This window comes from Devosia sp. (genome assembly GCF_030689745.1).
GTDB lineage: Bacteria > Pseudomonadota > Alphaproteobacteria > Rhizobiales > Devosiaceae > Devosia > Devosia alba.
This window is the reverse complement of sequence record NZ_JAUYGL010000051.1, coordinates 14716-28060: the sequence shown is the minus strand read 5'-3', so window position 1 is coordinate 28060 and position 13345 is coordinate 14716. Positions and strand designations below refer to the sequence as shown.

Here is a 13345-nt window from a genome sequence, read left to right as displayed (position 1 = left end):
CGACCAGGAAGACTGCCAAGGTCAGCCAACTGCGGGCGGAGCGGTAGTCAATGGTGGTGGTGGTCATGGCGTGCGGCTCCGCAAACGTATAGCTCAACCGGTAACGCGCCGGGGCACCGATTGGTTCACCGGGGCGATCATGGTGTCCGGCGCAGGGCGTTGAGATAGAAGCCATCGGTGCCGGTCAGGCGTGGGGTCAGCGCAATGCCGGCGCCGGCCGTGGCGACGCCCGCGGGCGCCCCGGCGCCGAAGGCAGCTTGCCAGAGCGTTTGCGGATCGAGCGAGGCAAAATCGGGATTGGCGGCGAGGAAGGCGGCGACCTGGTCGTCATTTTCTTCGGGCAGGATGGAGCAGGTGATGTAGATCAGCGTGCCATCGGGCTTGAGGAAGCGCCGGGCGTCCGCCAGGATGGCGGCCTGCTCGGCGACGCGCTGGGCGAGCAGTTCGGGGGAGAGCTTCCACTTGGTATCGGGACGGCGGCGCCAGGTGCCGGTGCCGGTACAGGGCGCGTCGATGATGACGCGATCCATCTTGCCGACGAGGTCATCGAGGGCGTCGGGCAGCGGGGCACGCACCTGCACATTGTGGGCCCCATTGCGCTTGAGCCGGTCATAGATCGGCGCGAGGCGGCTGCGATCGCTGTCATAGGCGAAGATCTGGCCCTTATTGGCCATGGCTGCGGCCAGCGCCAGGGTCTTGCCACCGGCGCCGGCGCAGAAATCGAGCAGCTGTTCGCCGGGCGAGGCACCGGCCAGGGCGGCAACGATCTGGCTGCCCTGATCCTGCACTTCGAACCAGCCCTTGAGGTAGCCCTCATCGGTGGTGACATTGGGGGTGCGGGCATCGCCCGAGCCGACAGGCATGGTGACGCCGACCGGGGAGATGGCGGTTGGCACGGCATTGAAGCGGGCCAGCGATTTCAGCACGCGCTCGCGCTGGGATTTCAGCGTGTTGGTGCGCAGATCAAGCGATGGCCGGGCCGCCATGGCCTGGCCCTCGGCGATCCAGCTATCGCCAAAGGCGCGGGTGAGGGATGGCGCGAGCCATTGCGGGACATCGGCAAGGATGTGACCGGCGGTATCGTCGGGGAGCTGGCCGGTGATGCGGGCCAGCTCGTCTGCGCTCAGCGGCTCGGGCGCGTGATCGTCGGTGGCGAAACTGTCGTTGAGGGCGGCGGGGTCGTGCCCCCAGTCGCGCACGGCAACCGCCAGCACCAAAGCGCGCGGGCTGTCATCGGCCATGATGGCGGCATGGGAGGCGCGGCGGCGCAGGGCGTCATAGACCAGATTGCCGATGGCGGCGCGATCCCCTGCCCCGGCGAAACGATTGTTGATCCCCCAGGCCTTGAGCGCTTCGGAGACGGGACGCTTGCGCGTCTCGACGTCTGTGAGGACTGCAATGGCGGCGGATAGACGGCCTGGAAGGCGCATGCGAGACCTCTGATTATTCTACTCTGGTGGGAAGCTGCAGCGTGTTTCCTGCGCTTCCGGTGCTCACGTACCCAACGTACGCTGCGCGCCGGTTCTCGAAAACCCGCCCCATCTCCCACACCAGAGCGAATACTCAAGCGGCCTCTAGGGGCCAGGGGATGCGACGAGAACGCGAAAGAGGACCATTAGCCAGAGGATGGCGAGGACCGCAAGGCCGGCGGTGTAGATGGCGAAGCGCTGCAGCAGGTGATTGGTGGTGACATGGATGATGGCGTGGGCATAGCGCAGGGCCACGAAGAGCCCGGCGGCGGCGGCCTCCAACCAGGTCACGCCGCCCAGCATGAGGGCCAGCAGGGCCGCGACGTAGAACAGCACGGGCAGCTGGAACTGGTTGTCGAAGCTGTTGGAGAGCAGGCGCGCCCTGAGCGGATAGGCAGTGCGGTCCACGGCGATGGCGGCCATGGCGATTTCGCCGGACATGACACGCGGCACGCGCTCGCGGCCCATCAGCACGAGAATGGCCATGGTCAGCAGGGCCTGGGCGGCCATGGCCAGGATCATGAGCTTGGCGAGAAGAGGCATGAATAAAGCTCCGCTAGAGAGTCTGCTACGCGTGGCAAGTGCGTTTGGATGCGTGAAGTTGTTTTGGGGGCATGGCCAGCGACCGCGCGGCGCGAGCCGGGCGGTTGGGGCAGACGGACGGATCCCGAGACGGCTTTCGCCTCTGGTAAAGTTAAAAACGAGACGATCGCCGTCCCGGGACGCCGGTTTTTGGAACTGTACGGCGGCACGGGGATCGCTCGCCCCCACACGGCCGGACTGGAACCTGTGGAAGAGACGAACTTCCACCCGGCTCACCCCAACCACTGTTCGCCTGCAGGCCGCCCATGCGGGGTGATGGGCATGAGTATGCGCTCGGTTTGAGGGCCGGGGATAAGGGGGACTGGCGCTGGCGCCGAGGAACGCTTGGCAAACCAGCGTTCAGTCAGTGCAGAGCCCTCGGGTCAAGCCCGAGGGTGACGGTCTGTGGGCAGGCTTCGGGGCCCTCGGGTCAGGCCCGATTATGCCGAGGGCGACGGTCCTTGGGTGGGAACCGAAAGTGCCCCTGCCCCGGCCTAGCGGCCGGAGCGGTAGTTGGGGGCTTCGCGGGTGATGGTGACGTCGTGGACGTGGCTCTCGCTGAGGGCGGCGCCGGAAATCTTGACGAAGACCGAATTGTCGCGGAACTCCTTGAGATTATGGGCGCCGGTATAGCCCATCGAGGCGCGCAAGCCGCCCGCCAGCTGATGCAGCACCGCGCCGGCAGCGCCCTTGTAGGGCACCTGACCTTCAATGCCTTCGGGCACCAGTTTCATCTGGTCGCGCACATCCTGCTGGAAGTAGCGATCAGCCGAGCCCGAGCCCATGGCGCCGACCGAGCCCATGCCACGGTAGGATTTGTAGGAGCGGCCCTGATGCAGATAGACCTCGCCGGGGCTCTCGTCGGTGCCGGCTAGGAGCGAGCCGACCATGACGCAGGAAGCGCCGCCGGCCAGGGCCTTGGCCATGTCGCCGGAGAATTTGATGCCGCCATCGGCGATGACCGGGATGCCCTGGCGGTCGCCTTCCTCGGCGCAGGCCATGACGGCGGCCAGCTGGGGCACGCCGACACCAGCGACGATGCGGGTGGTGCAGATCGAGCCGGGGCCAATGCCCACCTTGACCGAATCGGCGCCGGCATCGACCAGCGCCTTGACAGCTTCGGCGGTGGCGACATTGCCGGCGACGATGCGCACGCCATTGCTCTCGCGCTTGACGCGCTCGACGGCATCGGCAACGCGGACGGAGTGGCCGTGCGCGGTGTCGATGACCAGAAGGTCAACGCCAGCGTCGATCAGTTGCAGGGACCGCTCATGGCCGGCATCGCCAACGGTGGAGGCCGCCGCGACGCGCAGGCGCCCGCGTTCGTCCTTGACGGCATTGGGGTTGAGCTGGGCCTTTTCGATGTCCTTGACGGTGATCAGGCCGGTGCAGCGATAATCGGCATCGACCACCAGCAGCTTTTCGATGCGGTGCGTGTGCAGCAGCACCTTGGCCTCTTCCTTGGAGACGCCATCGCGCACGGTGACCAGTTTTTCAAAAGTCATCAGTTCGCGGATGGGCTGGGCAGGATGGGAGGCAAAGCGGACGTCGCGATTGGTGAGGATGCCCACCAGCTTGCCAATGGCCCGCCCGCCGGTGCCGCCGTTCTCGACGACCGGAATGCCGGAAATCCGGTTGGACTGCATCAGCGAGAGCGCATCGGCCAGGGTGGCATCGGGGCCGATGGTGATGGGGTTGATGACCATGCCGCTTTCGAACGACTTGACCATGCGCACCTGTTCGGCCTGCTGGTCGGCGGTCAGGTTCTTGTGGATGACCCCCATGCCGCCGGCCTGGGCCATGGCGATGGCCATGCCGCTTTCGGTGACGGTATCCATGGCCGATGACAGAATGGGCAGATTGAGCGCTATGTCCTTGGTGACATAGGTCGAAATGTCGGTTTCAGACGGCAGAATATCGGAGCGCGCCGGCTGCAGCAGCACGTCGTCAAAGGTCAAAGCCGCGTCGCCAGTAATAGTGGTAATAATCTTCGCCAAGGCCAGACCTTTCCGGACTTCTGAATGGGATCAGAGATGTAGGATGCTGAACCGGACAGGGTTTTTGTCGGGTTCTGGTTGGCGAGGGTCAATAGCACCGGCAGGGGCACTTGCATAGTGGGTGGCGGTGGATGGCGGCTATGCCATGAAACCACAGTGCGAAACGACGCTGATCTTTCGCGCGACAGGCGTCTGGCCGGGTTCTCAGAACTGCCGGCACGGTTCATATTGGGCCGCCGCAGCCGCGACGCCTTCCGATTCCTTTCTGGTTCCCATTCCGTGATCCGCGCTACTCCGCTCATCCTGGCCGTCGCCCTGTTCATGGAACAGATGGATTCCACGGTCATTGCCACCTCCCTGCCGGCAATCGCCAGCGATATCGGCAGCGAGCCGATTGCGTTGAAACTGGCGCTGACCGCCTATTTCGTGGCGCTGGCCATTTTCATTCCGATCAGTGGCTGGATGGCCGACCGGTTCGGGGCCAAGAACATCTTCCGGATCGCCATATTCGTGTTCATGCTGGGCTCGCTGGCCTGCTCATTCTCGTTCTCGCTCGAGACTTTCGTGCTGTCGCGATTCTTCCAGGGCATTGGCTCCTCGATGATGACGCCGGTGGGGCGCCTGCTGCTGGTGCGTTCAACGCCGCGCAATGAACTGGTTTCGGCCATGGCCTGGCTGACTATTCCGGCGCTGCTGGGACCGCTGACCGGGCCGCTGATCGGGGGATTTCTGACCACCTATCTGAGCTGGCACTGGATTTTCTGGATCAATATCCCGATCGGCATTGCCGGGATCATCCTGGTCAGCATCTTTCTGCAGGTGCCAGAGGAACGCTCGCCGCGCCGGCTCGATGTGAGGGGTTTCCTGATTGCAGCGGTGGCGTTCTCCGGCACGGTGTTCGGGCTCTCGGTGGTCAGCCTGCCGGCGCTGCCGATTGCCTATGGCTATGGGACGCTGGCCGTGGGGCTGATTGCGGGCGGACTGTATTTCGTCCATGCCCGGGCCACCCAGCACCCGCTGCTCGACCCGCAATTGTTTCGCCACAGGCTGTTCCGCTCGGCGGTTATCGGCGGCTCATTCTTTCGCATCGGCGTGGGTGCGGTGCCGTTCCTGCTGCCGCTGATGCTGCAACTGGGATTCGGGATGACGCCGTTTCAATCGGGCGCCATCACCTTTGTCTCGGCGATCGGGGCGATCATGAGCAAATTCCTGGCCGAGAAGATCTATGCGCGGTTCGGGTTTCCCCGGACGCTGGGCTTTGCCGCGTTCTTTGGCGGGGTGCTGATTGCGGCGCAGGGGCTGTTCAATGACGCGACGCCCGTGCTGGCCATCATGGCGGTGCTGCTGGTGGGCGGCGTGTTGCGCTCGGTGTTTTTCACCGGCGCCAATGCGCTGGGCTATGCCGATGTGAATGATGAAGAGGCGAGCCAGGCCACCGCCATCGTTGCGGTCGCCCAGCAATTGAGCGTGGCGTTCGGCGTGGCGGTCGCAGGCGCCATCCTGGAAGTCAGCACGCAAATGCGCGGCAGCGAACTGGAATTGGTGGATTTCCAGATCGCATTTTTCGTGGTGGGGGGCATGAGCGCCCTGGCCGCGTTCATCTACTGGCGCCTGCCGGCCGAAGCGGGCAGCAATGTTTCCGGCCACAAGGCGACGACCCTGCCCAAGGCGTGAGCGGCGGGGCGCGGGGCGGCCCTGGCGGATAGCCACTGAAGTGGCTGGACTGGCGCCGGGGGCTAGCGGTCGTACTCGCCTTCGCCCGGCACGGTGTCATTGGTGCCCTTGAACCCCTTGGCAATGAGATAGGCCTCGGCGGAATCGGCGCGGCTGGAGGGCGGCTTGGCGTGGTGGGTGGACTTGAAGTGGCGCTTGAGCATGTGCAGCAGCTCATGCTCAGTACCGCCCTGGAACACCTTGGCGATGAAGACGCCATTGGGGGCCAGCACGTCGAGGGCAAAGGCGGCAGCAATCTCGATGAGCTGGACGATGCGCAAATGGTCGGTGGGGCGGTGGCCGGTGGTGGGCCAGGCCATGTCGGACATCACCAGATCGGCCTTCTTGCCACCCATGGCCTCGATCAGCATGGCCGGGGCGTCATCATCGGTGAAGTCCTTCATCAGCAGCTTCACGCCCGGGATGGGGTCCATTTCGAGATAATCAATGCCCACAATCAGCGGATTGGCATCGGTGGAGCCGATCGCCTTGGCGGCCACCTGTGACCAGCCACCGGGCGCGGCGCCCAGATCGACAATGCGCATGCCCTGGCGGAAGAGATGGTGCTTCTCGTCCATTTCCTTGATTTTGAAGGCAGCGCGCGAGCGATAGCCGGCCTCGCGGGCCCGGGCGACATAGGGATCGTTGAGCTGGCGCTCGAGCCATTTGGTCGAGCCGGTCTTGCGGCCCTTGGCCGTCTTGAGCCGGATCTTGAGGTCCTTGTCGGACTTGCGCCCGCCAGAACCGAGAGCTTTATCCACCATTGGGGTTTCTCCGAGGATAGCGCGAGGCACGCGACCGGGTCCGGTCGGCATCCATCAGCGAAATAAGAATGCCTTCGCGCAGGCCACGATCGGCCACGCGAACGCGGTCAGTTGGCCATTCGCGACGAATGGCTTCAAAGATGGCGCAGCCCGGCAATACCAGATCGGCGCGGTCGCGGCCAATGCAGGGATGGGCCACGCGGCGCTCGAACGGCATGGCGAGCAGCGCGTTCATGGTTTCATCGACCTGATCGCGTTGCATCCACAGGCCATCGACCTTCTGGCGCTCATAGCGCTCAAGGCCAAGATGCAGGCCGGCCAGCGTCGTCACGGTGCCAGAGGTGCCGATCAGGTGCACCGGATGGCTGGCAATCATCTGGCGCAGCTTCTCGCGGCCGCGGAACTGGCGCAGATGCTCGCTGACATGGGCCACCATGGCTTCAAAGACTGCCGGGGTGACATTCACGCCACCAAACTTCTCGGCGATCGACACCACGCCGACCGGCAGCGATTGCCAGGAGCGGATCGCCGCCGACATCCGGCCCTGGGATTTGGGCCGGCCACCGCGGAAATCCAGCCAGGCCAGCTCGGAGGAGCCGCCGCCAATATCGAAGATCAGCGCCCCGGCGGTGTTGGCGTCGACCAGGTCGGCGCAGCCAATCACCGCCAGCTGGGCTTCGGTGTGGCGATCAACGATTTCGAGATCGAGCCCAATTTCATCCCTGACGCGCTGCAGAAAGGCCGGGCCGTTTTCGGCGCCGCGGCAGGCTTCGGTGGCAATCAGGCGCATGCGGGCGGGCTGATGTTCGCGCAGTTTGTTGCGGCACTGGCGCAGCGCCTCAAGCGTGCGATCCATGGCCGCCTCGCCCAGACGCCCGGTGACGGAAACGCCTTCGCCGAGGCGAACGATGCGGGTGAAGCCATCAATGACGCGAAAGCCGTGATCGTGCGGCCGGGCTATCAACAGTCGACAGTTATTGGTGCCAAGGTCGAGCGCCGCATAAAGCGGCCCGCGGTGCTTGCGAGTCGGATTGATGGCGGGCGCTGTCCGCTTGTCCGTATCAACAGGGACCCCGTTGGTCCCTGCCCTCTCCACCTGGTCAAGACCAGCTGGAGAACGGTGTGCCGGTCCGTCCAAAGACAGAGCTGCAGCAGCGGACCGATCGGAATCGGTCACATTGGTCTCCTGATGTGCGCGGTCGCTGGGCCCGGCTTTGGCCGGTAGCGCCCGATCGCACTTTGTTTCGTGTCACCGACGACGGTAGAGCAAGGGACCAATAAGCGCAATGGAATGCGTACGAAGCTGCTGAGGACAAGCAGGCGGCGGCGCGCGATTGAGCAGGCCTGCAAAGTGCCAATCCGTTAGGCAGATTGCCGTGCGATTGTGCGGCACCGCTCCATGGTCGCCCCGAGATTGATTCAAGATGAATTGATAAGTCTTTGTTTTTAAATTGTTTTACGAAGCCGCAGCGGCTGGCACGGTTCCTGCATTGAACTGGTGACAGGGCTCGTACCGAGCTCAAAACTGATTGGGTGTCCAGCGTTGGGCGCCCCGCATGGCAAAGCTGCCAATCGTTTCGCAATCCGGTTCCCCAACCGGCGCGCTTCGATTGGCAGCTTTTTTGTTTTGCGTCGCGCCGAACAGGAGAATGCAGATGAGCGAGAGACTTGTCATCGTCGGCAACGGCATGGCACCGGGACGGATGCTGGAGCATTTGTTTGAAGCGGCACCGGGCCGTTTCGAGGTGACCATTTTCAATGCCGAGCCGCGCGTGAACTACAACCGGCTGATGCTGTCGCCAGTGCTGTCGGGCGAAAAGAGCTATGCGGAGATCATCACCCATGGCGATGAATGGTATGCCGAGCATGGCGTGACGCTGCACAAATCGGCGCCGGTGACGCAGATCGACCGCGCCGCCAAGCGCGTGCAATCGAGCAATGGACTTGTCGCGGAATACGATCACCTGGTGATCGCCACCGGGTCGAGCCCGTTCATTCCGCCCGTGCCGGGCCATCAGCTGGCGGGCGTGGTGACCTATCGCGACCTCGACGATGTCGACAAGATGCTGGCGGCCGGGCGGGGCAGCAGCATCGTGGTCATTGGCGGCGGGCTGCTGGGGCTGGAAGCGGCGGCGGGCCTGAAACTGCGCGGCATGGACGTCACCGTGCTGCATCTGGCGCCGACGCTGATGGAGCGCCAGCTGGACCCTGCAGCGGGCTATCTGCTGGAAAAGGCCTTTGTTGACCGCGGCGTCCGCGTGATTACCCAGGCCAACACCAAACAGGTGCTGGGCCAGGATCGCGTCGAGGGCGTCGAGCTGAGCGACGGCACGGTGATCGCCTGTTCCATGGTGGTGATGGCGGTGGGAATTCGGCCCGCCTCGGCGCTGGCCAAGGAAAGTGGCCTGGCCGTCAATCGCGGCATTGTGGTCGATGACCAGATGCGCACCGATGATCCGCATATCTTTGCGCTGGGCGAATGCGCCGAACATCGCGGCATCTGCTACGGGCTGGTGGCGCCGCTCTATGAGATGGGCCAGGTGCTGGCCAGCACGCTGGTGGGGGTGCCGGCCAGCTATCAAGGATCGGTCACCTCAACCAAGCTCAAGGTCACCGGGATCGATCTGTTCTCGGCGGGCGATTTCGGCGAGGGCGAAGACCGCGAGGAGATCGTACTGCGCGACGCCAGTGCCGGCATCTACAAGCGGCTGGTGCTCAAGGACGACAGAATTATCGGGGCGGTGCTGTATGGCGAGACCTCGGACGGGCCGTGGTTTTTTGACCTGTTGAAACGCGGGGTGGACACGCGCGAGATGCGCGACACCCTGGTGTTTGGCCAGGCGTATCAGGGGGGCACCCCCCTGGACCCTATGGCGGCCGTTGCAGCCTTGCCGGATGAGGCAGAGATCTGTGGCTGTAACGGCGTGTGCAAAGGCAAGATCACCTCGACCATTACCGGCAAGGGCCTGACCGGGCTGGATGGCGTGCGCGCCCATACCAAGGCATCGGCCTCGTGCGGCTCGTGCACCCATCTGGTGGAGCAATTGCTGCACCTGACGCTGGGCGCGGGCTATAACCCGGCCGCCGTGCAGCCGATGTGCGGCTGCACCGAATATGGCCATGACGATGTGCGCCGGCTGATCATCGCCAAGGGGCTCAAATCGATTCCCGCGGTGATGCAGGAGCTGGAGTGGAAGACCAGTTGCGGCTGCGCCAAGTGCCGGCCGGCGCTGAACTATTACCTCGTGTCCGACTGGCCCGGCGAATATGAGGATGACGGGCAGAGCCGCTTCATCAATGAGCGGGTGCACGCCAATATCCAGAAGGATGGCACCTATTCGGTGGTGCCGCGCATGTGGGGCGGCATGACCAATCCCAAGGAATTGCGGGCCATTGCCGACGTGGCCGACAAGTTTGCCATTCCTGCGGTGAAGGTGACGGGCGGTCAGCGCATTGATCTGCTCGGGGTGAAAAAGGAAGACCTGCCGGGCGTCTGGGCCGACCTGAATGCGGCCGGCATGGTATCGGGCGCCGCCTATGCCAAGGGCCTGCGGACGGTCAAGACCTGCGTGGGGTCGGACTGGTGCCGGTTTGGCACCCAGGACTCCACCGGGCTCGGCATCCGCATCGAGAAGTTCATGTGGGGCGCCTGGACGCCGGCCAAGCTGAAGCTGGCGGTATCAGGCTGTCCGCGCAATTGCGCCGAGGCGACCTGCAAGGATATCGGGGTGATCTGCGTCGACTCCGGCTATGACATCCACTTCGCCGGGGCGGCCGGGCTCGACATCAAGGGCACTGAATTGCTGTGCCACGCCAATACGGAGGATGAGGCGCTCGAAATCATCGTGGCGCTGACCCAGCTCTATCGTGAGCAGGGGCGCTATCTCGAGCGCATCTACAAATGGGCCAAAAGGGTGGGCACGCCCTCGATCCTGGCCAATGTGGTCGATGATCGTGACAAGCGCCGCGCCTATTACGAGCGGTTTGTCTATTCGCAGCAATTTGCCCAGGTCGACCCCTGGCAAGAACGGGTCAATGGCAAGGATGCGCATGAGTTTGCGGCATTGGCCGAGTTCGGCATGCCGGTGGCAGCAGAATGAGGGAGCACGCCATGGACGAATGGATCGAAATCGGCCGCGTCGACACCATACCCCGCCGCGGGGCGCGATGCGTCAATACCCCCAATGGCAAGATTGCGGTATTCCGGACCCAGGACGACCAGATCTTTGCCATCGACAATCGCTGCCCGCACCGGGGTGGTCCGCTCAGCGAAGGCATTGTGCACGGGGCATCGGTCACCTGCCCGCTGCACAACTGGGTGTTCGACCTGAGCACGGGACAGGCACAGGGCGCCGATGAGGGCGAGGTGCGAACCTATGCCGTCAATGTCGTGGAGGGGCGCATCTTCATCACGCCCGACTTGATGCTGGTTGCCGCCGAATAGGCTGGCGCCCGGCTCAATCCTGGTGGCCGGGGCGCGTCACCTTGGGTGGATCGCTGGCCGGGAAGCTATCGGCCAGTTGCCGGTCGAGTTCGGCGTCCAGTTCCTCGGGCGTGGGGCGCTCATCGGGCTCCCCGTCCCTGGCAGGCGCGGGGTGTTTGGGATCGGCTTTGGGCTTATCGGCAACCATGCGTGGTCTCCCTGGCTTGGCAGCGACGCCACAACAACAGGACACGCTGAAGGGGCGAAATCGAGATGGCGCGCTGTCTATCCCTCGAAGATGAGACTCCCTGAGGCCGATTACAACCTCTGCGCCAAGGGCACCTGCCCCGGCGAGCGGTCAGGGCCCTTCAAACAAAGGTGTCGAAGCCGATGGTGAGGTGGTGTTGCAGGGCGTATTGGTAGTTGATGCGGTCATGGGCGCTCAGGGCGTCGATGACGGCCTGATGCTGGTCAAAGGTGCTGGTGCGAAAATCCTGGCGGGACTTGCCTTTTTCCATGATGCCGATGATCACCGGTTTCATGATGCGATAGAGCTCGAGCAGGGCGGCATTGTCGAGAATGCCGACCAGGCTGATGTGAAAGCCGAAATCGGCCTCGGACGCTTCCTGAATGGTCTGGGCACTTCTCATGGCGGTATTGGCGGCAAGCAGCGCTGCGAGGTGGTCATCGGTCAGATTGTCGAACATGGCGTCGACTGAATTGACCTCGATCAGCGTGCGGAAGCCCTGGATATCGGCAAAGGTCTTGCGCGAAATCTCGATGGTGTTGAACGAGAACAGATCGAAGGCCCGCGCCATGCGGTTGTCGATGATGGTGGCGCCCACCTTGGGACGCACTTCGACGACGCCATAGGCCTTGAGCATCCGCATCGCCTCGCGGACGGTATTGCGGCTGGTGGAAAACCGCTCGCACAGTTCCCGCTCGGACGGCAGGGCATCGCCCACCTTGAGCAGTTCACTGTCAATCAGCGCCCGGATCTCGAGCACCAGACTCTCAACCGCAGAGCGTGCCTGAACGGAGCCCCCGGCCTTTGCTGCGCGTGGATGATCAAAGGGCAAGGCGGCGTCTCCGGGTGGGGCCTGGCAGGCAGGTTCTTTTGTAGGACCAGATTGTGCATGGCTTAACGATGTTGGCAAGAATTGCCCCGCTTAACCGTTCAAAGTGAGGCGAATCCGGCGCCGTGGTCAGACAAAAAGCGCAGAAATTGGCGAAAAGCCGTTTTCTCAATATTGATCGCCCCGCCAATTCGTGCACAGTTCAGGCAACGGACCGGTGAAACGATGCATTCCCGGACCTTCTACCAGAACCACCTACCAGCATCGACCCAGGGAGAGAATAATGAGCTTGCTCAAAAAGCTTGCGGGCCTGACCGCGATTACCGCATCGGTCCTGACACTGTCGGGCGCCGCCGCCTTCGCTGCCGACTACAACTGGACCTTCCAGACCTCGGAAACCGCGGGTGAACCCGGCTTTATCAACAAGCAGAAATGGGCCACCAATGTCGGCGTGCTGTCCGGCGGCCGCATTGAAATCGAGATCCTGCCCATTGGCTCGGTCGTTCCGCACACCGATACGCTCGACGCCGTCGGCTCGGGCATTCTGCAGGGCCATCTGACCGATCCAAGCTATTTCGCCGGCAAGGACCCCGCTTTTGCCATGATGGGCAATCTGGTGGGCGCGTGGAGCGATCCATTCGAACTGCTCGGCTTCATGCAGTCGGGCGGCGGCCAGGAGCTTTATGCTGAGCTGGTAGAGCCTTATGGCGTTCACTTCATCGGCGCAGCGGCTACCGAGCCCGAAGCCTTCGTGGCTGGCGTGCCGATCCGTACCGTCGAAGACCTCAAGGGCGTCAAGCTGCGCGCCCCCGAAGGCATGGTGTTCGAGATCTTCTCCAAGGCCGGCGCCTCGCCAGTTGCCTTGCCTGGCTCGGAAATCTTCTCGGCCCTCGACAAGGGCGTGGTTGATGCGGCTGACAACACCGTGTTCGCCACCAACCAGGCACTGGGCATGAACGACGTTGCTCCGTACCCGCTGTATCCCGGCTTCCACTCGCTGCCGCTCATCGACATTTCGATGAACAAGGAAATCTGGGATGGCCTGCCCGAAGATCTGCAGGCGATTCTGGTCGCATCGGTCGACAAGTTCATCTTCGATCACGTCTATTCGGTGCGCATGCTTGACGCCGAGGCCGTTGCCGAGGCCCGTGCCAATCCTGAAATCGAGATCATCAACTGGTCCGGCGATGAGCGTGCGAAATTCCGTCGCATCGCCCAGGAAGAATGGAAGAACTGGGCCACGCGCAGCGACATGACCCAGCGCTACTACGACACCGTCACCGCCTATCTCGAAGGCCGTAACCTGCTGTAGTCTCAACAG

11 protein-coding genes are annotated in these 13345 nt (G+C 63.5%); 4 read left to right on the top strand and 7 right to left on the bottom strand.

Going from position 1 to position 13345, the window contains the following annotated elements; translation table 11 throughout:
- Window positions 1-137: 137 nt before the first annotated feature.
- The 3 genes from Q8O80_RS04635 to guaB all read right to left on the bottom strand — a co-directional run bounded on the left by Q8O80_RS04635 (window position 138) and on the right by guaB (window position 4048).
- Complete coding sequence (locus Q8O80_RS04635) at window positions 138-1430, bottom strand: RsmB/NOP family class I SAM-dependent RNA methyltransferase (RefSeq protein WP_305577426.1); 1293 nt, start codon at window positions 1428-1430, stop codon at window positions 138-140.
- Between the two features lie 144 nt (window positions 1431-1574).
- Window positions 1575-2012: an MAPEG family protein gene (locus Q8O80_RS04630; RefSeq protein WP_305577424.1), complete on the bottom strand. Its 438-nt coding sequence runs from the start codon at window positions 2010-2012 to the stop codon at window positions 1575-1577.
- 533 nt (window positions 2013-2545) lie between these two features.
- Window positions 2546-4048 (bottom strand): IMP dehydrogenase, encoded by a 1503-nt coding sequence (guaB, locus tag Q8O80_RS04625; RefSeq protein WP_305577422.1) that lies wholly within the window; start codon window positions 4046-4048, stop codon window positions 2546-2548.
- Window positions 4049-4327: 279 nt separating this feature from the next.
- Between guaB and Q8O80_RS04620 the strand changes: the two genes are divergently transcribed.
- Complete coding sequence (locus Q8O80_RS04620; protein WP_305577420.1) at window positions 4328-5722, top strand: MFS transporter; 1395 nt, start codon at window positions 4328-4330, stop codon at window positions 5720-5722.
- Between the two features lie 62 nt (window positions 5723-5784).
- Here the strand turns inward: Q8O80_RS04620 and Q8O80_RS04615 are convergent, their stop codons facing one another.
- Window positions 5785-6525 (bottom strand): RlmE family RNA methyltransferase, encoded by a 741-nt coding sequence (locus Q8O80_RS04615; protein ID WP_305577417.1) that lies wholly within the window; start codon window positions 6523-6525, stop codon window positions 5785-5787.
- The gene (locus Q8O80_RS04610; RefSeq protein ID WP_305577415.1) at window positions 6515-7702 is read right to left on the bottom strand and encodes a Ppx/GppA phosphatase family protein; all 1188 of its coding nucleotides are present in this window, start codon (window positions 7700-7702) and stop codon (window positions 6515-6517) included. The genes Q8O80_RS04615 and Q8O80_RS04610 overlap by 11 nt, the downstream gene beginning before the upstream one ends.
- Before the next feature lie 478 nt (window positions 7703-8180).
- Between Q8O80_RS04610 and nirB the strand changes: the two genes are divergently transcribed.
- Both nirB and nirD read left to right on the top strand, forming a co-directional pair.
- Window positions 8181-10625, top strand: coding sequence for a nitrite reductase large subunit NirB (gene nirB, locus Q8O80_RS04605; RefSeq protein ID WP_305577413.1), 2445 nt, complete (start codon window positions 8181-8183; stop codon window positions 10623-10625).
- Window positions 10626-10636: 11 nt separating this feature from the next.
- A complete protein-coding gene (gene nirD, locus Q8O80_RS04600; protein WP_305577411.1) occupies window positions 10637-10969 on the top strand; it encodes a nitrite reductase small subunit NirD in 333 nt (110 codons plus the stop codon).
- A 13-nt stretch (window positions 10970-10982) separates the two neighbouring features.
- Here the strand turns inward: nirD and Q8O80_RS04595 are convergent, their stop codons facing one another.
- Window positions 10983-11156, bottom strand: coding sequence for a hypothetical protein (locus Q8O80_RS04595; RefSeq protein ID WP_305577409.1), 174 nt, complete (start codon window positions 11154-11156; stop codon window positions 10983-10985).
- A gap of 160 nt (window positions 11157-11316) precedes the next feature.
- Window positions 11317-11955, bottom strand: coding sequence for a FadR/GntR family transcriptional regulator (locus tag Q8O80_RS04590; RefSeq protein ID WP_305577407.1), 639 nt, complete (start codon window positions 11953-11955; stop codon window positions 11317-11319).
- Window positions 11956-12307: 352 nt separating this feature from the next.
- Here Q8O80_RS04590 and Q8O80_RS04585 point away from each other — a divergent pair, with 352 nt between their 5' ends.
- Window positions 12308-13336: a TRAP transporter substrate-binding protein gene (locus Q8O80_RS04585; RefSeq protein ID WP_305577405.1), complete on the top strand. Its 1029-nt coding sequence runs from the start codon at window positions 12308-12310 to the stop codon at window positions 13334-13336.
- Window positions 13337-13345 lie beyond the last annotated feature (9 nt).

Excerpts from the sequence above, each read along its gene's own strand:
- Q8O80_RS04595 (WP_305577409.1), bottom strand. The coding sequence starts at position 11,156 with ATGGTTGCCGATAAGCCCAAAGCCGATCCCAAACACCCCGCGCCTGCC.
- nirD (WP_305577411.1), top strand. The coding sequence starts at position 10,637 with ATGGACGAATGGATCGAAATCGGCCGCGTCGACACCATACCCCGCCGC.
- nirB (WP_305577413.1), top strand. The coding sequence starts at position 8,181 with ATGAGCGAGAGACTTGTCATCGTCGGCAACGGCATGGCACCGGGACGG.
- Q8O80_RS04615 (WP_305577417.1), bottom strand. The coding sequence starts at position 6,525 with ATGGTGGATAAAGCTCTCGGTTCTGGCGGGCGCAAGTCCGACAAGGAC.
- Q8O80_RS04585 (WP_305577405.1), top strand. The coding sequence starts at position 12,308 with ATGAGCTTGCTCAAAAAGCTTGCGGGCCTGACCGCGATTACCGCATCG.
- Q8O80_RS04630 (WP_305577424.1), bottom strand. The coding sequence starts at position 2,012 with ATGCCTCTTCTCGCCAAGCTCATGATCCTGGCCATGGCCGCCCAGGCC.
- Q8O80_RS04635 (WP_305577426.1), bottom strand. The coding sequence starts at position 1,430 with ATGCGCCTTCCAGGCCGTCTATCCGCCGCCATTGCAGTCCTCACAGAC.